A 19,958-nucleotide genomic window follows, 5' to 3' on the forward strand; every position below is an offset into this window, starting at 1 on the left:
CATGACCGGCAAACATGGAGAGGACAAACGCGTAACGGCGATAATCCATCTGTTCACCGGGTTAAAAGACCCGGAATTACGAGGCAAGAGACTTCAAAAGAGGATAAGCGGAGGGCCTGAGTTCACCGCGCCGGCTCAGGCGACCGGCAGGTCCGCCGCGCGCTGAAGGCCGTTCCTTCCAAAGCTCTCCTTCACTGTCAGCATGACCTGCAGGAGAAGGTTCCCGCTACGCGCATTGCTTGAACTCGACAACCTCGACCCCGAGCCGGAACGCCTGCCCATCCGCATATGAGCGCGCGTACTCTTCAACTTCGAAGGGAAATGTGATCGCGTTACCATAGGCGGTTACACGCACTGTCCATTTCTTCTCCCGGATGATTTCAACGGCATGCTGCTCGTGCGGAGCCATGCTCTCCTCCCAGAACCTACGTCGAGGCAGCATTTATAGCGTCGCAAAACTCGTTTGAATGCAAATAATCCGACACGTGACGTGCCGAAATTTCGGAGCCGCGCCGGATCGACTATGCTGTTGTAACCTTGAGCTGTTCGAGATGCTCAAGAGCAAGCTTGTGCAGCGTCTCGGCCGTCTCTTCCGGGGTCCATCCCTGGGCATTGGAAGTAGCAACAAGGGCTGCGAAGGCCGTCTCCAGAGCGACCTCGCAATTGACAGATCGGTCGGGGCTGGTCTCGGCCAAAATGGGTGGGGCAACTTCTGGGGTTTTTGCCATGCAGAGCAATCCGCGCGGCTTGAAAAGGTTCCAGCCGCGACGGCATTGGCGTGGCGGGTCAACGCTGGCTCCCTCGTTTCAGGTGTGACGCCGTTCTTAACGGCGCGGTAACCTTGACACACAAGCGAGCAAACTGTGAATGAACGAAGCGGATCGGCGGCGGTTTTGCTCCGGCTGCAACAGGGGACCATGTCTTGCTCGCGACCGCCTTCGCCTTGCTGATTTCATTCTCAGTCAGCGTTGCCCTGCTTTCGTGGGCGGCGCCTACAACGGCACAATCCATATCCACCGACCTCGGACGGTCGATTGGCGGCTGGCAACTGCGTCCAACACGCTCCCACGCAAAAACCGACCACCAGATGTGATGCTCCACGCGTCGAGAGGCGCCCGAGCGGGATCGCTGCCGCTGTGTAATACTGTATCTGCAACTATAAAGCGATTGGGGCGTTGATGCTCGCACAACGAGCGGAGGAGCGCGTCATGTGGTTCTTTACGGCCGTATTTCTGGGGTTCGTCCTGGCTCTCTCGCTCGGTTGGGTGATCGGCGGTATCCCTCGGTAAGCTCCCGGCGCCATCGCAACAGACAAACTCGGAAAATATCGGACGGAGTCGCAGGAAGGCACCCCCTTGAGCGCCTTCAGCAGATGAAATGATCAACCAGGGGCGGGGCTTCGCGCCACGAAGCAGGTTGGCACACAATTGCTGCCCAAGTCGCGCGCAAATGACCCGCACCTCTCGGGGAGGCGCGGGCCGACCAGAGATTGGGTCTTTGGTCAGCGACAGGCCTGTGCACCCTGCCGCCAAATGGCTCAATCTTCGGCGATCGACAAAGTTCCGCTATGAGAAAAAGGCCAGCCGCCGGAGAGCTCACTTGCCGTCAAACCAGAGGAATAGACGAATCGAGCGCTGCCACGGCCCGTCGCTCCACCTTGGAATCCACCAAGACAGAACCGTTAGAAAGCTCTGATGTTCCGCACGTGTTGGGGCACCACACTTCGTCGCGACTGACTGTGCAAGCCGCCGATGAGAACGATGCCGCAGGTGGACAAGCCGATGTTAACCGCTTGGGAGCGAAGCTTGGCGCCTACCCGTCGATGTCGCTTGGCCATGCGCGCGAGGTCTTCAAACGTGACTTTGCGGATGTGATCCAGGACACCTGGGCGGCGAGACCGCTCAGGCGCTGAGAAGCATGGCGATGGCCCGAGGCTGCGGCAAATCCAAGAAGGTCTCGATGCGTTAGGGCTGAAAAGCGATGCTATCGTGCCGGCGTCAGATTCAGCAGAGCCGACCTTGACCCGGGGCTAAGTTCACATCCGTAAAATATCCGCGGCGTCGCATGGTGCTGTCTAGGCATGACTCGCGCCGGGTGAACAACCGGTTCGGGGAAGGCTGCAGAGTGCCGAAGCCGCCCGTCAGGCTCTTGCCGATCGCGCCCCATTTGATGTCATAGGGAAGCCCGGGGTGGTCATCGGCGCGAACAGCGAGCCGGTTATACTGACTGGACCCCACCCCATAGATGCAGCGCGCTCTCGCCCTAACCACTGATTTCGTTTATCTATTTCTACTACAGAGTAGCATGTCTGTAGCATAGACCAGTGACAAAACTAGTGACCGATTTAGGGGCTGACAGTGGAAAGCTCACTTTGGAGGTGATCGATTTTGAGACCTTTGCGGACAGTCAGCTTCTCGGCGATTGAATGGCGCCATTGAGCGCGGGGCATGGTAGCCTCGACCTCTCCCTTTCCAAGGGAGTGCTCTACCACTGAGCTACCGCAGCAAACGGGCATCTGAATAGCGGCAGAGTCTTGAATTGCAAGGCGTTCCGCCGTGCCGCGACAGTTTGTTTCGGTGGCGGCCTCTGAAACCAGATTGGCACCATACGCCCACTGAACAGCCCCCAGCCTACACCGTTCCGGCCTGAGCTACGCCATTGTTGTAGCCGACATTTGCCTGTTTGGACGCGGATCGCAAATGGCCCCGTACAAGCGATTTCGGTACCCCCACCCTTCATCGTTACCCGCGAACGCCTTCTCGCGCGTCCTTGCCCCCTGCCCGCCTGAGCTGACGCGGTTAAGAGGTTTGACCCGGTTCCCCAAGGACCAGCCCTCCGCTCACGCATTGCCGGGCGGCGCCGTCACTATCCGCCAGGTGGATGGCTCCCTGCGTCCCGCGTCGCTCATTTTGCACCTCACTGCCCCGAGGCCGGAGTAGCCGCAAATCCAACTGCATAAAGTTCAATCGTCTCGTATGCGACCATCCATCACCCAGATGTGATCCCAATCAGGCGAAACGTGCACAGGGGCCGGGCACGGGTACTACGACCTCATTTCCGGCATCCACGAAATGCTTGCGCCCATGAGAGGTTGCTTCGCAATCGCAATGAGAGGTTGCTGCTGCACCCCCAATAAGGCCCGGTGGGGCTGCGGCGCCGCCGAAGCTGACCTCCAGAGCCCGATCTTCCAGAACCAGCTGTAGTTTAGAGAGCGTACCTGTCAGCCTGGCGTTGCCCCGATTCATACCATACGGCGGTTCGCAGGCTGTGAGCAACCGTGAGCCGCTGGCTCTAGCCAGCAGGTTTTTTTGTGCCTGCAACATCACCTGGCGGCGGAGGTTCTGCGTACAGTGTTCGGTCCCGTAAGGATTAGCCACTCCTTTCGGAAGGCCTTCGCAGTAGGCCACGGGCGGCTTTCTGTTGATGTTTCACCACGGCCCAGGGAAGCGGTGGGCGCCCACGGTCGCGAGACTTTTCCCCGGTGGATGGCGAGTTGTCATTTGAGGATGAAGTAGAGCGGAATGATAATAGAAAAAGCAGCGACGCCTGTAAGAAATAAGTCCGTGATCATGCCGTCGCGGTGCGCGATAAACCCGACGCGTCGGTATCTACGCAAACCCGCCCCCAATAATTTGCCCGAACTGGAGCATCGCGTAATCCGAAGACGGGCGCAAGCCGGCGGAATACGGTTGGGAAGAGAAACGCTGGCTCGGCATCTACGAAGGAGAGTTGTCGGAGGACGCCGGCGCAACGCCGGTTTTTGGCCCTCAGTTGTCAGCCCTGCGCCTGGGGCTTGAGATAGACTGCTAGGCAACAACTACAGATCCCCAATCCAAGGATCGGGTAGTTCAATGCCAAGACAGCAGCGAGCCCAAACAAGCAGAGCGTAATTATGGCTCGCAGCCGCATGATCCGCCGCACTTCTGGTGACACCTCGTCGTCTGGCAACGGATCAATGAGTTGGCGGATCAACAGCAAATATGTCAAGTTTACCAGGAAAAACACGGCCGCATAGAATGCGACAGGCTGCGGTGCCAACTCGCTTACGGCCATCCATGCCGTGGCCAGGGGCAGTAGCGAGACTGAAAACAGGTGCGCGAAATTGTACCACATCAACGACGCTGTGCTCTCTTTGGCGTGGCGCAAAAGATGGTGGTGGTTCGCCCAAACGATGGCTATGAAGAGATAGCTTACACCGTAGCTAAGCCAGGTTTCCCATGACGTCAGAAGGGCCTTGAACGTCGGCACTTCCGGCGGGCGCAGTTCCAAAACTAGAACTGTGATCAGTACGGCGAACACCCCATCGGAAAATGCGTTCAGCCTTTCCAGTCCTGGTGACGGTAGCACGGTGTTTCCCCGTTCATTTCTGCGCTAATGCTAGCGCATTCCTTGCGCTGCTCAACCGGCCCGCCAGCTTTACCGGCCTCGCCACGCGCCGATGCCGCAAATGGGGCGGCGGGGCTCTATGAACTTGCCTGCTGCCGAAAAGGTGGCGGGCTTTTTTGTCGTGTGGTAAAGGGCCGGCTGAAGTGGAGCGGGCATGCGCATCTTTATCTTCGCGGCAGTGATCTTGGTGTTTATGGCGGCCGGCTTTTGGCTCACCGCCGAGCTCGTGATTCTATCAGCTTAATGGGCCTGATCCGCTGTCCACTTGTTTGCAAGGGCGGACCCTAGCACTATGTCCAAGCGAAGCGGCCTAGCGGCTGGAGATTGATGAGGAGGTGGACAGCCTCTACCGCACCATCCTCGATGCTATCGTGCACTTCGATGCCGGTCTGTCAGAGTAGTCGCTACGCGACTTTTGCCTGCATCATGCTTCTGAATTTATGAGCCTGCTGGTGGAGATACAAAGGGTCGAAGGCGGCGAATTTTATAAGAGCCCTCAGGTTCTCCACGGTCACCGTGTGGCCGTTTGTGATGATGAGCTCTCGGCTCCTTAATCCCTGAAGCGTCCGGTTCATGTGGACCAGCGACATCCCCATCGTGTCGGCAAGTTCCTGCTGTGTGAGCGGCAAGTCGAAGCTGTTGTCTCGCGCAAGGCCAACGGCTTCGGTGCGTATCAACATCTCGCAGATCAAATGGCCGACCCGTTGCTGTGCCGGTCGTGATCCTACCGTGACAAGCCATTCGCGCAGTACTGCTTCGTCGACTAGAGTGCCCCACCAAAGCGCTCGGGCCAACGTCCTGTTTTGGTCCATAAGATTGCGGATCGTCGCGAGCGGAATCAACGCGACCTTGCACGACGACAATGCGCCGATGGAATGGTCCATCTCCTCCAGCAATGCGACATTCACGTCGCAGAGATCTCCGGGTATGAGAAAGGCCATGATGTTGCGGCCGCCGTCCGGCAGAAGCTTGTAGCGGCCTGCCCAGCCGTCGACCAGCAGGTGAACATAGTCAGGCTTGTCTCCTTGCCCGATGATATCGCTGCCCGCGCCGAACTCCGCGGTCCTCGCAACGCTCTTAACAAGCAGGTTCTTGTCTTCGTCGGAGAGTTTTTCGAAATGCTCCAGCTTCCGGATCAGGGCCGTACAGCAGCCGTCAGTGGTCATCGAAACCTCCCGTTTCGGAAAGCGGGGAGTTAAGCAGGGGCAACAGGTGTACGCCAGTGAAGATTGGCTATCCGTCCCTGCAAGGCGTACACTGTCTGGTCGCCCGTGTCGGCAATCGGGCGCTTGGAAGTCGTCATCATGCTTTCGCCCAATCGGGAGACAGGAGCATCAGCACTTTCAGAGCACACCTGACTAATATCGTTGGCTACTATGAACACGCCCTATCCATTGAAGACAGGGTCGTAGAGCGCGAGCGGGCGAAGGGCCGACCCGTTGGGCAAGACGAACGCCTGCTTGAAAGCATGCGGGAGAGCCTGAAGGCCGCCCTTGAAGCGCTCCGACGCGTCGAAAAAAGCTAGCGTGTTCCCGAACTATTTGGCGTGAGGAGAATCGCGCTACTTCTCCATTTGCCACCCACGACGCCGCGCCAACTAAGTTCGGGCTATCGAAATCGCAGCGGTCGGCGTCATATCTGCTGCACCCGAATTGAAGGTCGTTCGGGCTCCCGGATCCTTTGACCAATGAAAGGGCCGTCGGATTGAGACGCGATCCATCAGCCCTTTCTGGCGATGACGGATAGCAAGAGGAGGACACCTCACAACGACATCAACAACGATAGGCGAAATCGGATCGGGCCACGATCATGTTCAAATTGCGGAACCATTCACAAGTTCAGGGGTTCCGCACTGGACGAAGGGACGACCTCACCATGAATTTCGGTGAGTACTCGGGCGGGACAGTCGCTGCCGCTATCAAGCATCAGATAGGCTCAAGGGCTATGAATCGCTATGCAGAGAGCCTGCCGTGCTTCCGGGTTGATCATAACCTACCGGATATCATCAAGGAGTTGCTGGAGCGATTAGAACACGCCGAAGAGTCCGCGCCTGACGAAGAACCACCGCCAGCGCATCTCACCAGTTCAACCCATCTCGATCAAGGCCGACTGTTGCTGCGCTAGAACCCCAGCCGCCGCTACTCCCCGACCCCTGAGCGCCGCCACCTACCTCTTGGTGCGGACCAGCCTATCCGCAACATCTTGGCATGTGGCCACTGTCGTGCAGTCGGTATGGCGACAATCGCTGCGTCAGAAAGGCGATCCACTATTCACCCACACACCGTGCAGCGTGCGTCCTGATTTGCGCATTTTGAACAATCCGAGGCTCGACCAGCTTGGGCAGTAGCAGGACTTACAAGCTCGGCCGGGACTAACATTCAACGGCGGCTTAACCATCTCGTTGGCTTGCCCGACATTCATGATCTGCATCAACACTTCGTCAAGCAGCCCATGCGCCAATATGGGTTAGGCGAAGGGGGTTGGCATGCTTGCGTCCAAATTTTTGCGGTCGAGGAACGGCAATTTCAGCCTTCTGTTCGGGATAGCCCTCCCGGCCATTCTTGCGTCAGTCGGGTTTGCGGTCGATGTATCCTCGCTGATGCGGGCAAAGGTCAATCTGCAGAATTCCTTGGACGGATCAATATTGGCGTCCTCGCACCTGTCGGACAGCGAGGCAGATCGCCAGACCGCGCTCCAACGCTACTTCCAAGCCAACATCGCAAATCACACCGAGCTCTTGAACCCCAAGGTGACCTTCGCCGTCGACAAGGGGCTCAACTATGTAAAGACCAAAGCCTCGGCCTCGGCCGACGTCAAGCTCTACTTCGCTTTCATGTTCGGCGACAGCAAACACGTCGAAGTCGACGCCGGTGCAATGGAGGCCACCAACAATCTTGAAGTGGTCCTGGTGTTGGATAACACCGGCTCCATGGCTGGCGCCAAGATCAAGGCTCTGCGGGACGCCACGAAAGCACTGCTCGATGATCTGGGCGACGCGAAGTCCCCGAATCGCAAGGTAACCGCCGCGCTCGTCCCCTTCGTGACTGCAGTCAATGTCAATGGTGATGAGTTCGACCCCTCGTGGATCGATATGGATGGTCGGTCTCCCAACAACGGCGTCAATTTTCCGCTTCTGCCGGACGGCAAGCGCGCCAACCACATGGATCTCTTCAAGGACCTTGCAGAGGGGACCGGATGGAATGGCACTGGCTGGAAGGGCTGCGTGGAGGCACGCCCCGGAATCAACAGCACTTCCGATGCAAAACCTGACGGCTACAAGCCCGAGACCTTGTTCGTGCCGTATTTCGCGCCGGATGACCCGGGAGACGCGACGGACCCATCGGCCAGTTATGGCAACGATACGCGGGTCTACAACAATTCCTACCTGTCCGATGAGGTCGCGGACGGCACCGACGACAAGGGAAAAGACAAGAAGGTCGCCAAATACAAGAACCCAAAGGCCAAGAAGATAAATGACAAAAAAGGACCCCTGACGGTAGGCCCTAACCGCGCTTGCCCCACCCCTGTCGTGCCGTTGACCGGAGACCTCGACAAATTGCGCACGGCGGCTGCCCAGATGCAGGAATGGAACGGTTCGGGCACCAACGTCTCGGAGGGTCTCTCCTGGGGTATGCGCGTGCTTTCACCAGATCCGCCCTACACGGACGGTGCCGCATGGAAGGCGCCAAATACCAGCAAGATCGTCGTGCTGCTTACCGACGGCGAGAATGTCGTCTTCGGTGCCAGCAACGAGCCGGAGAAGTCGGACTATACATCCTACGGCTACCTCGGTTCAGGACGCTTTGGAACGACCAATCAGACGGATGCGGCGCGTGAAGTGGATCGCTGGACGCTCGATGTTTGCCAGAAACTGAAGGCCCAGCAGGTGCAGATCTATACGATCACCCTTCAATCAGACACGGCCGCTAACCGCACCCTGTACGGGAAATGCGCGACCAATCCGACTGACTACTATGCCGTCAACGACCCCAGCAAGCTGCCCAACGTATTCAAGGAAATCGCTGGAAGGTTCACTGAACTGCAACTGGTCGACTGACGTTGCGCGCCGTGGTGCAACGCTACTGCCGATTGAGAGATCGCGATTGCCCGCGGGCGCACGGTTTCTCCGCGGCGCGACTTTCTTGGATTTAGTTTCGTGGCCTTCCCCGTTGCAGACACCGTTGCGAGGGGGTCGCTGGCTGCTGAGTAGGGTACGGCTTTGGTGTTCAGCAACCGTTTGTTGACCATTCCATCGAATGGCTGGCGAACCAACCGCTTGCGCACAATGGATTTACGATCTGGACCTATGTTGCTCCATCTACTGGGCCACAGGCGAGGAAAGATGGCCAAGCCGATCATGGATCTCTCCACCTTTGGCTGGGGTCGCGTCATCGCACTGAGCACGATTGGCACGCTGTGCTGCATCGTCGTGGCGTTCGCGATTGACAGCTATTCACTGGCAACAGGGACTTGGCGGTGGGGCGAGAGTCCCCTGAACAATGTGATCATCCCGCTTGTGCTTGCCCCACCTTTTTTCGGATACCTTCTTGGCAAACAGCGTGAACTTGCCATCGCTCATCGTGAGCTAATGATCGTCGCCTCGACTGACGCGCTTACCTCATGTCTGAACCGGCGGGCGTTCATGGCGATCGTGGACGGCTTCCTGGACCGAGTGGCCAATCGAAAGATCGAACGGCTGGGCGCGCTCCTCGTCATCGATGTTGACCATTTCAAGCTGGTCAACGACAGGTTCGGGCATGACGGAGGTGATGAGGCCCTGAAGCTCATCGTGCAAATCATCAAAGGGAGCGTGCGTGAATTCGATGTCATCGGCCGTATCGGCGGTGAAGAGTTCAGCGTCTTGCTTCCTGGTGTTGGCCCGGACACAGTTGGCAAGGTCGCTGAGCGTATCCGGGCCGCGGTATACGATTCCGAACTTAAGCTGGAAGGAGAGAGCTTGCCGCCTGTCCGTCAGCGTTGGTGGCGTGGTGTTTGAGCGGGAAGCCTCATCAGCGAACTCTACCGCTTTGCGGACCAGCGATTGTACGCGGCCAAGCGCAATGGCCGCAATCGAGTAGAGATCATTAATGCCTCATCGCCTGAGGGACAGGCCCGCGTTCATTGACTCCCGGTCAATGTCTGAGCCCAAGGCGGGTATCTTGCGACTCGGTGATGGTCCGCAGCGCCCACACCCGTTACTACGAGTTAGGATTGGCCGAGGAGACACGCTGATTAAGACCCGCTGCTGTTTAACGTGTTGCCGATCTTGGTGAACTTGGCGTTGACCGAATTTCCAAGCGCGCCTGCACCGGTAATGATGGCAAGCGCGATCAACGCGGCGATGAGACCATATTCAATTGCGGTCGCACCGGACTCGTCTCGGACGAACTTGTGAATGAGCTTCTGCATGTCTCAATTCCTAATTTCTCCTCATGAGCATAGGCATCCGGCGTTGCCACTCTGTTAATGTTGGAGCCGTTCTGACCCTGCAGCGCTTCGCGCCTTTTCATCTGGATCAATTTTAAGGGCCGCTTTAAGCTTTTCGAAGCCTTGTTCAGAAGTAAACCATCCTATCTCGCCCCCAAGAAGCTCACCGGGTAGTTGCAATTACACAGCCAACTTGCGGCTGGTGCAAAGCAACAGGAGAGTGTCATGAATTCTTTCGTCAAAACCTTCGCCAAAACTCTGGCTAGCAGCGCATTCATTATCGCCTTGTCGCTTCCGGCAACGGCTGCCGGAGGGATCGGCGTCGGTGCTGGTGCCTCCGTCGGCGGAAGCGGCGGCGTCAATGCCGGAGCCGGTGCCTCTATCGGCGGATCGGGCGGCATCGGCGCCGGGGCTGGCGCATCGATTGGCGGTGCGGGCGGCGTGAACGCCGGTGCTGGGGCCAATGTAGGCGGTTCGAATGGCGTCAGCGCCGGGCTCGGCGCTTCGGTCGGCGGCAGCAATGGCGTCAATGCAGGAGCCGGGGCTAACATCGGTGGTTCAGGCGGCGTCGACGCCGGGCTCGGTGCCAATGTTGGTGGAACGGGCGGCATTAACGCGGGGCTTGGCGTCAATGTCGGCCGCACAAGCGGCGTTGGTGTCGGCGTGGGTATTGGCAACGGAACGGTTCCCAGCAGTCCTGCGAACCCGAGCACCCTCTCGAGCCGAAGCATTCCAGGTGCAGTGGCTCAGATGTCGAATTCGCAGGTGATGCGCATGAAGAAGCGCTGCGCCGACGTCCTCAGCAGCGAAGGGGCTTATGATAGCGACCTGCGCCAGCTCTGCTTGCTGATAGCACGCCGCTGAGGCTGAAGGGGACTGCGGAACCAGCCGCGAGGCTTTGGCCGCACTCTCCCGCCTCCGGCCGGTCGGGAAGCCCGTCTTAAAGGCGGGCTTCTGCACTGTTGTTTGATGGCTAAAGCAAATCGGGTTCTTTGTTGGAGACACGCCCTTGGTCTCGTACGTCCGGCAACCCCTTGCGGAAATCGATGCTGATCTAGCCCATCGCAGCCGCCCCTCTGAGGAAAAGCCCTCGCGAACGCAGTTGTCCGTTGCCTCGCAGCTATTCGCAGCCCTAGGCTTCAGGAAGCGGCTGCTGATCCTGATTCATCTGATGGATACCTTGCGAAGCTAATTGAGATCGGCTTGATAGAGATCCGCAGGGTCGGCTGCTGCCACCCCAGGCCCTGCGAACTGAAAGGCCGGTCGGCTCCCTGATCGGCCTTATTTTTGAGCAGCAAAAAGGGCCGGCGGATTGAGACGCTCTCCACCAGCCCTTGGTGACGGCGGGTAGCGAGAGGGAGGGACTCCTCGCGCCACCATCGACGCCATTAGCAACAATAGGGCGCAATTCGGTCCTTGCCACAATGTCGGTTTAATTTTGGAACGATTCGCCAGCCCAGCGGTTCCCGGGTCGGGGCACATCGGGACAATGTGATCATGAACGTTCGCAACAGTACGAGTCGGCAGGTGTCGGTTGCTGCCATTGTAAAGCGTCAGATTGGCTCCAAAGCTGTGAAGCGCTATACCGCAACCCTGCCGATATTCCACGTTGACGAAACTATCCCGAATAGGTTCAAAGAACTCCTTGAGCGGCTGGAACACGCAGAAGCCAGCCTCCACGAGGAACCTCCCCGATGGCACTCAGATGGTTTAGCCCTGCAGTCCCTGTGACAACGGGTGAGCAAGGTTCGACTTACCACTGCTCCAACGTCGAGGGCGCCGCTGCGGAATTACTGAAATGGAGCAAACGCGGCCCTCACTGGGACAAAGCAGTCCGCGCCTGCATGGCCTGCCTAGCTGATCAAGCGACACCACAAGAGGCCCGGCGGCTGTTCCGTCTCGCAGCCAAGGAAGCGGGCGTCCTGCTCGAAACCTAAAGCTTCGCTACTTCCAAAGAGCTTTGGTCAACATGATCACCGCAAACATTCCCCACCCTACGATACTCAGGTACCTAAAGAATAAACCCATGATACGAGTTTTTAGGTACATAGGTAGTGGGAACCGAATGCTCGTCGCGTCCAACTCATCCGCCGACATGCGAAAGCGGGTTTTCATCGATGCTCCAAAATGAGAACTCGAATAATCCCACAGCGACCAAAAATGCACAATTCGCTCGTGGGCCGGCGCTATGTCGCCTATCAACAGTGGCTTACCTGTTTTAACTTCCAGCAACTCCTGGTCGTTATCAATCTGATATACCGCATGCAGATCCGCCACCATCACGCTGACATTGGTTAGCTTCTTTTTGCTGACGTTTCGCAAGCGGAGCGATGTATGAGATTTGATGCTCGCGTAGCTCAAAAGCGCGCTGCGTTCAGCAGTGTGGTCCTCTTCATAGGAAAGAGTGTTTCTCAGATAGTCGGCGACAATTTTTGAGACCAGTTGGCTCGATTTGGCGGGTGAAATTCTAACTTCCGCGCGCAACCTCAAACGAGAATCAAAGAAGTACTTTTTAATCAGCGGCGCAATTGCAATTGTCGTCAGCAAACCAAGAACGGCGAACACGATCTGGACGCTGCTCATTTGTGCTGGCCTTTGATTTTTGGCCAATCTGACTCACGAATTATCTTCATCGAATCAATCACTACGCTGCTCCAATGCGGTGGCAAGAAACTTGGCGGATCCTTCATGCCGATATACGGCCACAGGCATTGAAGCGACAAACGTTTAGATAACAGGCTGTGAAGCTCTAACGGTCTCGGCCCTACGAGCCGTATTCCTCGAATACATTCAGCAACAGCATTTCTAGGTGACCCGCCACCATATTCGGTCCGACCTTCAAGCTGTTCGGATGGCCGCAACCGTTTCGCAGCTTCAAGGCCTTGAGCAGCTCATCTTTTCGATTTTTCCGATGACATTAATGGATGCAAGCCTGTTGAGAAAATCCGCTTCTTTCATGCGAGTCAGGCCATCTTCATTGACCGCCGGTTTCCACTTCGAATCGACTCTCTGGGCCTCAGCGTTAAACGCTGCGAGGTGTTTGGCTATCACTTCGCGGTAAAGGATGTCGACAGCGGCTATCCACGACATGACGATAGCAGACCGATACAACTGTGCTTCATGGCACTTGATCGCTTCTTCCGCAAATGCCCGCGTATTGGGGTTGGAGATTTTGTCGAGATGCGCTCGAAGGTCAGTCGCCACCTGGACAGCCGCTGGGCTTAGGCTTGTCACGCCCAAGTTCCTCAGATGGCTCTTTCCCGAGTCCGTGATTTACCAACCAAGCGGAACACGGATAGCCAGTCCGTTGCTGCGGCCCAAGATATTTGACACGTTCCAGACTTGTGGGATTTTGAATCCAGCCTCGGATGCTCGGGCGCGGATGCCCGTCAGGTCTGTTGGCTGGTCAAACGTAGCGAGGACCAAAAGCAGCTTATCCAGTCGGTCAAGCTTGCGATGCAGCCACTCTTTCAGACCGTTTGGATCAAGCAAGTGCGGCTTCCAACTTCCCGTTAAGTTAAGGAATATTGATCGTTTCCAATTTGATTGAATTTTGTCCCGACGATCATCTTCAATGTCTTAGTCAAATTGCCTGCCATATTGGGCGCTATAAAACTTCGTGGCGCCTTTCATCGTGACCAAAAGCTCGGCGCGAGAAAACGTCTCTTTTTCTGCCATAAGCTGTAGATCGGCTGCCGCTGCTACCTTTTGGTTCCTTGGCCACGGGCCGAGGGATTTCCAATGAACCCAAGGTCTCCGTAGAAGTGAAGGTGAACGTCGCGCTCTGCCTTTTTGGTATCGCGGCTATCCTCTCAATCTTCTTCTAATAGGGAGCGTCACCGGAGCAATCCGGGGGCGCTTTCTCGTTTTGGAACCGTGATTGGATGGCCCGGCTTCAAACCATGCCCTGGTGGAGCGTAATCCCCCGTCGGGCGCCAGGGTGCCAGAAATGATGAAGCCCGACGCATGCGGAGGACACAGCAGGCGCCGGGCTTGGTGTTGCGAGAGATGGTGCGATCTTCGCACATAAAACAACCCACAGAGCCGTAATCAGTTCCGATCTGAGCTTGCGGCTGAGAGCGCGCGGGACGGGTTGCCCGCTGTTACGATGCTGCGAACGGCGTCAAGCCGCTCTCTGTGCGGTTCGCGTCCGTCCCATTATGCAGGACCGGTGGTCCCGTTGCGATCGTCGTCAATGATCTCAGCGTCTGTCGATGATGGATTGTCAATTTGTGCCTGAGGTGAAGGATAGGTACCGCTCTGACCACCACCCCGGTCCATATCCAATCCACCGCCCACGTGGTCCACGACATGACTGCTGCGCTCTTGGATATAGCGGCTGAGGTCTAGCGTGACGTCGCGGAGAACCTTCTCCAGACCGATTGCCTTGAGCAAGTTAGCTAGGACCTGCGCTTGGTGGGCATAGCCCAGTGCCGCCGCTCAGCGGATCGACAGCTTTCAGCAAGCTCGTGCTCTCAAGCCCAATCCACGAATGGCCAAGGGCATATACACGGTCTGAATGGAAACGGGATTGCGTTGCAAAAGAACTCCGCTATAAGCCGATCATTCGACTGGACCCGGTGAAAATCCGGGTGGCTCTTCCGGCCGCCGATCCGCCGGACCACGCAACTGAAACGATAGTCAATCAGCCGCCGGGCAGGCGACAGATCATACGTTTCTGCGGGACTTCCTCATCATGGTCTTTTCTGACACCGTCCGCCGTGACTGGTTTTCCAACATCCGCGCCGACTTGCTGTCAGGCATCGTGGTTGCGCTTGCGCTGATACCCGAAGCGATAGGGTTTTCCGTCATCGCAGGCGTGGATCCGAAGATCGGACTGTACGCTTCGGTCGTCATCGCGTCGGTTATCGCCTTCGTAGGTGGACGACCAGCCATGATATCCGCCGCGACTGCCGCCACTGCTGTTCTCATGGGCCCACTCGTCCGAGACCATGGTGTGCAATACCTATTCGCAGCCACCATTTTGATGGGGGTGGTGCAGATCATTGCCGGTCTGCTTAGACTCGGACGCGTGATGCGCTTCGTGTCGCAATCCGTCATGACCGGTTTCGTAAACGCCCTGGCGATCCTCATCTTTCTAGCGCAAATGCCACAGCTGACGCATGTGACGATGACCACCTATGCGTTGATCGTTTTTGGTCTGGCGATCATCTATCTCTTCCCGCGGCTGACAAGAGCCGTGCCATCGCCGCTTGTGGCCATCGTCGTGCTGACTGGCGTCAGCCTGGTCTTCAAGCTGGACGTGCGAACGGTTGCTGATCTCGGCCAGTTGCCGACAACCTTGCCGACCTTCGGTGTCCCACAGGTGCCGCTGACGATTGATACCCTTCGCATCCTGCTGCCAATCGCGCTGACCTTGGCTGCGGTTGGACTGCTGGAATCATTGCTTACAGCTCAGATCGTCGATGACATGACTGACACTGCCAGCGACAAAAGTCGGGAGTGTGCAGGTCAAGGCGTTGCGAATATTGCCTCCGCTCTGTTCGGCGGAATGGGGGGGTGCGCGATGATCGGTCAGTCGGTCATTAATGTCTCGTCTGGCGGACGCGGCCGATTGTCCACGTTCGTGGCCGGTGCATTTCTCCTTGTGCTGCTCGTCCTCCTCCAAGACATACTCGCTGTCGTGCCTGTCGCTGCGTTGACGGCAGTAATGATAATGGTTTCGATCAACACCTTCTCGTGGGCTTCGGTCGGCAGGCTGCGCACAAATCCTTGGCCGTCGTCCATCGTCATGCTGGCAACGGTTGTTGCCGTTGTGACCACGGGCGACCTTTCGATTGGCGTACTGATCGGGGTCCTGCTTTCTGGCGTGTTTTTCGCGGGCAAGGTTTCTCGGCTCAGCCGGGTAACCTCAATGCTCTCAATGGACGGTCGCGTGAGAACTTACGTCGTCGAGGGCCAGATATTTTTTGCCTCGGCAGGGACATTTGCCGACTCGATGAATGTCCTGGAGCCGGTCGAAAAGATCGTGATCGATGTTAGTGCCGCTCATTTCTGGGATATCTCGGCGGTCAGTGCCCTTGACCGCGTTGTACTGAAAGCGCGCCGGCGCGGACATAAGGTTGAAGTCGTTGGCTTGAACGCCGCAAGTGCAACCTTGGTTGAGCGTTATGGACAGGATCAAGCAGTCGGTGAGGTTGGAGTGCCAGCAGCTGGTGGCCAATAGGAAGACCCTGGCGTCGGCAATCGGCGTAAGAAACGTCTCCCGACGGATCGACCGGGAATGTCTGTTGCATGCAGCAATAGGCGCAAAGCAGCCATGTCTGTTGCATGCAGCAATAGGCGCAAAGCAGCCATGTCTTCTTTGGGGCCGGAAGCGAAGATCGGCTTCGTGGATTTCTGAAAAATACGCCGACGTTCTTCGGCCGAAGGTTGGCGTGTTGGTTCTCCGAGCTTCAAGCGCGGGTCACAATCTCGCTGAGCGTTTTGTGCATGCTGTTCAGCAACGGTCAGGTCCTCATCGGAAGTGTCGAACCACCTCTGAAGTCCCGCTCTCCAAGGCGTTGGAGTTGCCAGTGGCCTTGCGCCGTCAGAACTTCACGCCGAGATTCACCCTGGCGCCGTTGTCGCTGGATCCGCCGCCGAACTGGCCCGAATAGGACAGGCCGAGCGTCGCATTGGCCGCCATCTTCAGGTCGAAGCCGGCTTCAATCACAGCGGCATCCCTGGCGATCGGCACACCGGCAATGGTGAAGGTATCGCTGCCGGCAAAGGCGAGGGTGGACAGCGGTTTGGTGTCGCCGAAGGCGTGCTGCCAGCCGAGCATGCCGCGCGCTGTCGCATTGATGGTCCCAAGCGCAAAATTCGTCGAACCGCGCAGGCCGAGCGTGGTGAAGGTCGCATCGGTGGTCGAACTGCTGCTGGTCAGCGCCGCCGCACCGCCCTCTTCCATGAAGCCGTCCGTGTGAACGCGGACATAGGCAAGATTGGCGAAGGGCTCGAACTTGAACTGGCTGGCGTCGGTCTTGTAGGCGAATTCGCCGAAGATCTGCGCGGTGCCGGCGTCGTAGTCGGCCGAGAGTTGATCGGCAAGACCGTTGAAGCCGACCGAGCGTTTTGTCGACAGGCTGCTCCAGCTATAGGCCGCGCCGGTGCGGAAGGCGATGGCGCCCCAGTTGGTGCCGCCATAGAGACCGAGATGGTAGTTGTCGGCGTCCCCGGAGGAATTGCGATCGTCGGCATCGAAATTGGAATGGCTGTAGCCGCCGAGCAGACCGACACGCCAGCCGCCCACCAGCGTGTCGGTGCCCGCCAGTAGGCCCCCCGTCGAACGATCGAAAGCGGCGGCGTTGCCGTCGGAAACGGTCGTGCCCCAGGAGCCGAACCCCTGGCCCCACACCGCAAAACGGTCGGTGTCGGCGGCCACCATTTCGGGTCCGCCTTCGCCATAAGCCATGACAGGCAATGTTGCCGCGGTCGTATCGCCGAAAGCGGTGCGGATACGGCTGGTGGCTGCATCTCGAACGAAGCGGCTGTCCTCGACCAGCATGCCGTTGGCCGAAGCGTGAATCTCGCCGGAAAGCTGGTCAAAGGCGGCGCGGGCTTCCGCGTCGGTGGCAAGTCCGGCGACGGCGTTGAATAGGGTCCCGCTGGTCAGGCTGTCTAGCCCTTCGCCCGTAGCGATCTGGTTGCGCGTCTGACCGGCATCGGCAAAGTCGCGCACCTTGATCACATTGAGGTAGGCGTTGTTGGCATCATAGGTGTCGGTCACGGACAAAAAGGCGGTGCTTGTAATGCCGGTGACCGAGGCGAACTCCGTCCCGCCAAGGCCGCTATCGGCGGTCAGCACTCTGAATTGGCCGACGCCGACGCCGTTTGCGCTGACAGCCAGCGTCGCACCGCTCAGATCAGCTGTGCCTGTCGTGAGAAACCGGTCAGCCTGGCCTGCGCCGCTGATGTCGACGGCCAGCACCGAGCCAGCCTCGAAGATCGCATCGCCGTCATTTTGCCTGGTGAAATCGCCGGCAATGCCGTTGGCCATCATCAAGCGGCCCTTATTGGTGAATTTGACCAATCCGTCGAGGACGGTCGCCGTCGTTGTCGTGCCGCCGATGGCGGCGGCGATGATATCGACCCCGGCAGCATTGATCATCTCGGCGCCGCCGAAGACATTGCCGGCGCCAGCGGTGTTCCACGTCGCATTGTTGTTAAACATGACGCCGCCGCCGTCGAAATTGATCTTCCCGGTGATGCCGCCATTGTTGGTCAGCGTTACCGGGCCGCCCGTGGTGGTGACCGCCACATCGCTCGACAGTTGCGAAGCGTTGCGCACCACGCCGCTGGTGGTGATGTCGATTGCCTGGCCGGAGAGCGATTCCACCCTGATCGCGGCCACGCTGCCTTCTACGGTGCCTGACGTCTTGACGCTGGTCGTGCGTGTTCCGTCGGTTCCGCCATTGTAGGCATAGACGCCATAGCGGCCGCCACTGACCGCCCTCGCATCGACTGTCAGATCGGTGGAGGCAAGGCCGCCTGCGACGGAGGCAAGCGAGCCATCCGTGGAACTGAACGTGGCGATGCCCCCGTTGACGGCCAGTATGCCTATGTCGGCCCCCAGCACATCGCCCTTGGTGGTAATCTTTGTTGCGCCACTGCCCTTGTTCTCTGCGTAGACGCCGAAATTGCCGCCGTCCACGGCCATGGCATCGAGCGTCAGGTCGCCCGTGGTGGTGGTACTCGTGAGTGCTTGAATACCCGCAAAACCGAACGTCTTCACAGGACCGCTGGTGGTGATGTTTGTCGCGCCAGTGCCGAGATTGGAAGCTGAGATGCCGATGTAAGCCCCTGTCACGGCGTCGGCGTTCAGCGTCACATCCTTACCTGTCGCACGATTGCCGATGGCGATGCCGGTGGCCAGGCGCCCGGTGACCGGTCCCGTTGCCGTGACGCTGGTGTCGCCGCTGCCCTGATTGTCGGCAACGATGCCGATGATCTCAGCCGTCACGCCTGCCACGTTCACGGTCAGGTCGTTCGCGGTGGTGCCATTTACGACATGGACGCCGTAGCTGCCGGCTCCGGTGCCTGTCACCACACCTGTCGCGGTGACGCTGGTGTCCCCAGTGCCGTCGTTTTCGGCATAGATGCCGACCTTGCCGCCGGTGACCGCGCCTTGAGCCTGTACTGTCAGATCTTTGCCTGCATTGAGGGGCGGACCGGCAACAAATGTCACCGAGCCGTTCAGGATCGTGTTGGGTACATCAAGCTGTGGCCCACCATTGATTGCATAGATGCCGTATCCGTCCGCGCCGGTGGCCGTGATATCGCCGGTCGCGGTCACGCTGAGATCCGCCGTCAGGCCTTGATTGATGGTGTAGATGCCGCTGGTGCCGCCCGTCACCTTTCCGGTGGAGATCGTGGAGCCGCCGCCTTGCGAATAGACCACGACGCCATAGCCATCGGAGCCCGTCGCTGTGATGTCACCGGTTGCGTTGATATCTGTCGCGCCATCGCCGGTGTTGATCGCAGCAAGGCCGATCAGGGCGCCGGTCAGGCGCCCGTTTGTGTCGATGGTGACCGCGCCGCCGGGGTTCGGCCCGAGGCTGAAATAAGGCGGGGTGAACTGCGGAACTGGAACCAGCGAAACGACGCCCAGGCCGACGCCCGTCGTCGACGTCAATGCCGAGGGATTGGCATCGGTGTAGCTGACCACGCCACTTCCCAATATGCCCAATGCGAAGGGATCGCTGGTATTGACGCTGAAAGTTGGGTCGGTTGTGACCGACGGACTGGCCGGCAAAGCGAGAAGGCCAGGCGCGTCGCTAATGTCGAGCGGGAAGGTGATCGTGTCGGGAACGATCTGGCCAGTCGTGTTGGCGCCGGAGCAGACATAATTGGACGGCGCCGCATCCGTGCAGTCGGCAAACGAATTTTCGCCACAGCCGAGAAGCGTTGCGCCGGCCATCGCCGTGCTCACAAGCAAACGATTGCGATAGCGGCTGATACTGCTGCTGAATTTCATGTCCTGCCCCCGCTCATTTCGACAATCGTGTCGGCAGGAGCCGAAGCGACCGTCGGTAATCTCAGCGTCCATGGCTGATCGAATGCGGTCGGCTTTCCTATCGTCATATGACGACGGTAGTCGGTTTGTGGCCTGATGGCGGCTTGCAGGGACCGGACTGTTACAT

The 19,958-nt window shown here is 58.3% G+C and carries 15 protein-coding genes and 1 other annotated feature; of the genes, 7 read left to right on the top strand and 8 right to left on the bottom strand.

The window, feature by feature from the left end:
• Positions 1–226 precede the first annotated feature (226 nt).
• The 4 genes from LB564_RS25105 to LB564_RS25120 all read right to left on the bottom strand — a co-directional run bounded on the left by LB564_RS25105 (position 227) and on the right by LB564_RS25120 (position 5,552).
• Positions 227–409 carry a hypothetical protein gene (locus LB564_RS25105; protein WP_140709577.1) on the bottom strand — a complete coding sequence of 61 codons (183 nt, stop codon included), beginning with the start codon at positions 407–409 and terminating at the stop codon, positions 227–229.
• Between the two features lie 112 nt (positions 410–521).
• Positions 522–728, bottom strand: a complete 207-nt coding sequence (locus tag LB564_RS25110) for a hypothetical protein (RefSeq protein WP_224541763.1) — start codon at positions 726–728, stop codon at positions 522–524.
• Positions 729–3,774: 3,046 nt separating this feature from the next.
• The gene (locus LB564_RS25115) at positions 3,775–4,347 is read right to left on the bottom strand and encodes a TMEM175 family protein (protein ID WP_140709584.1); all 573 of its coding nucleotides are present in this window, start codon (positions 4,345–4,347) and stop codon (positions 3,775–3,777) included.
• 443 nt (positions 4,348–4,790) lie between these two features.
• The gene (locus tag LB564_RS25120) at positions 4,791–5,552 is read right to left on the bottom strand and encodes a Crp/Fnr family transcriptional regulator (protein ID WP_140709586.1); all 762 of its coding nucleotides are present in this window, start codon (positions 5,550–5,552) and stop codon (positions 4,791–4,793) included.
• A gap of 709 nt (positions 5,553–6,261) precedes the next feature.
• Between LB564_RS25120 and LB564_RS25125 the strand changes: the two genes are divergently transcribed.
• The 3 genes from LB564_RS25125 to LB564_RS25135 all read left to right on the top strand — a co-directional run bounded on the left by LB564_RS25125 (position 6,262) and on the right by LB564_RS25135 (position 9,382).
• The gene (locus LB564_RS25125; RefSeq protein ID WP_140709588.1) at positions 6,262–6,510 is read left to right on the top strand and encodes a hypothetical protein; all 249 of its coding nucleotides are present in this window, start codon (positions 6,262–6,264) and stop codon (positions 6,508–6,510) included.
• A gap of 361 nt (positions 6,511–6,871) precedes the next feature.
• On the top strand, positions 6,872–8,443 hold the full coding sequence (locus LB564_RS25130) for a pilus assembly protein (RefSeq protein WP_224541765.1): 1,572 nt from the start codon (positions 6,872–6,874) through the stop codon (positions 8,441–8,443).
• A gap of 285 nt (positions 8,444–8,728) precedes the next feature.
• Positions 8,729–9,382 (top strand): GGDEF domain-containing protein, encoded by a 654-nt coding sequence (locus LB564_RS25135; protein WP_181173837.1) that lies wholly within the window; start codon positions 8,729–8,731, stop codon positions 9,380–9,382.
• 236 nt (positions 9,383–9,618) lie between these two features.
• On the opposite strand, the gene LB564_RS25140 is transcribed toward LB564_RS25135, so the two are convergent.
• The gene (locus tag LB564_RS25140) at positions 9,619–9,795 is read right to left on the bottom strand and encodes a Flp family type IVb pilin (protein WP_140709594.1); all 177 of its coding nucleotides are present in this window, start codon (positions 9,793–9,795) and stop codon (positions 9,619–9,621) included.
• Positions 9,796–10,038: 243 nt separating this feature from the next.
• On the opposite strand from LB564_RS25140, the gene LB564_RS25145 reads away from it, so the two are divergent.
• The 3 genes from LB564_RS25145 to LB564_RS25155 all read left to right on the top strand — a co-directional run bounded on the left by LB564_RS25145 (position 10,039) and on the right by LB564_RS25155 (position 11,750).
• Positions 10,039–10,677 carry a hypothetical protein gene (locus tag LB564_RS25145; protein WP_224541847.1) on the top strand — a complete coding sequence of 213 codons (639 nt, stop codon included), beginning with the start codon at positions 10,039–10,041 and terminating at the stop codon, positions 10,675–10,677.
• A 633-nt stretch (positions 10,678–11,310) separates the two neighbouring features.
• Positions 11,311–11,544, top strand: coding sequence for a hypothetical protein (locus tag LB564_RS25150; RefSeq protein WP_224541767.1), 234 nt, complete (start codon positions 11,311–11,313; stop codon positions 11,542–11,544).
• On the top strand, positions 11,508–11,750 hold the full coding sequence (locus tag LB564_RS25155; protein WP_224541769.1) for a DUF982 domain-containing protein: 243 nt from the start codon (positions 11,508–11,510) through the stop codon (positions 11,748–11,750). Before LB564_RS25150 ends, LB564_RS25155 begins: the two co-directional genes overlap by 37 nt.
• A 7-nt stretch (positions 11,751–11,757) precedes the next feature.
• Here the strand turns inward: LB564_RS25155 and LB564_RS25160 are convergent, their stop codons facing one another.
• Positions 11,758–12,396, bottom strand: a complete 639-nt coding sequence (locus LB564_RS25160) for a hypothetical protein (RefSeq protein ID WP_224541771.1) — start codon at positions 12,394–12,396, stop codon at positions 11,758–11,760.
• A 291-nt stretch (positions 12,397–12,687) separates the two neighbouring features.
• Positions 12,688–13,017, bottom strand: coding sequence for a hypothetical protein (locus LB564_RS25165; RefSeq protein ID WP_224541772.1), 330 nt, complete (start codon positions 13,015–13,017; stop codon positions 12,688–12,690).
• A 1,366-nt stretch (positions 13,018–14,383) separates the two neighbouring features.
• Positions 14,384–14,439, top strand: a sequence feature (sul1 is cis-regulatory element that is thought to sense ions involved in sulfur or methionine metabolism; They are found in Alphaproteobacteria).
• Positions 14,440–14,509: 70 nt separating this feature from the next.
• Between LB564_RS25165 and LB564_RS25170 the strand changes: the two genes are divergently transcribed.
• Positions 14,510–16,000, top strand: a complete 1,491-nt coding sequence (locus LB564_RS25170) for a SulP family inorganic anion transporter (RefSeq protein WP_224541774.1) — start codon at positions 14,510–14,512, stop codon at positions 15,998–16,000.
• 363 nt (positions 16,001–16,363) lie between these two features.
• Here LB564_RS25170 and LB564_RS25175 read toward each other — a convergent pair whose 3' ends face one another.
• Entirely contained in the window at positions 16,364–19,792 is a 3,429-nt protein-coding gene (locus LB564_RS25175) for an autotransporter domain-containing protein (protein ID WP_224541776.1), read from the bottom strand.
• Positions 19,793–19,958: the final 166 nt, after the last annotated feature.

The sequence above is a fragment of the Mesorhizobium sp. ES1-6 genome (assembly GCF_020164775.1).
In the GTDB taxonomy this organism is placed as follows: domain Bacteria; phylum Pseudomonadota; class Alphaproteobacteria; order Rhizobiales; family Rhizobiaceae; genus Mesorhizobium.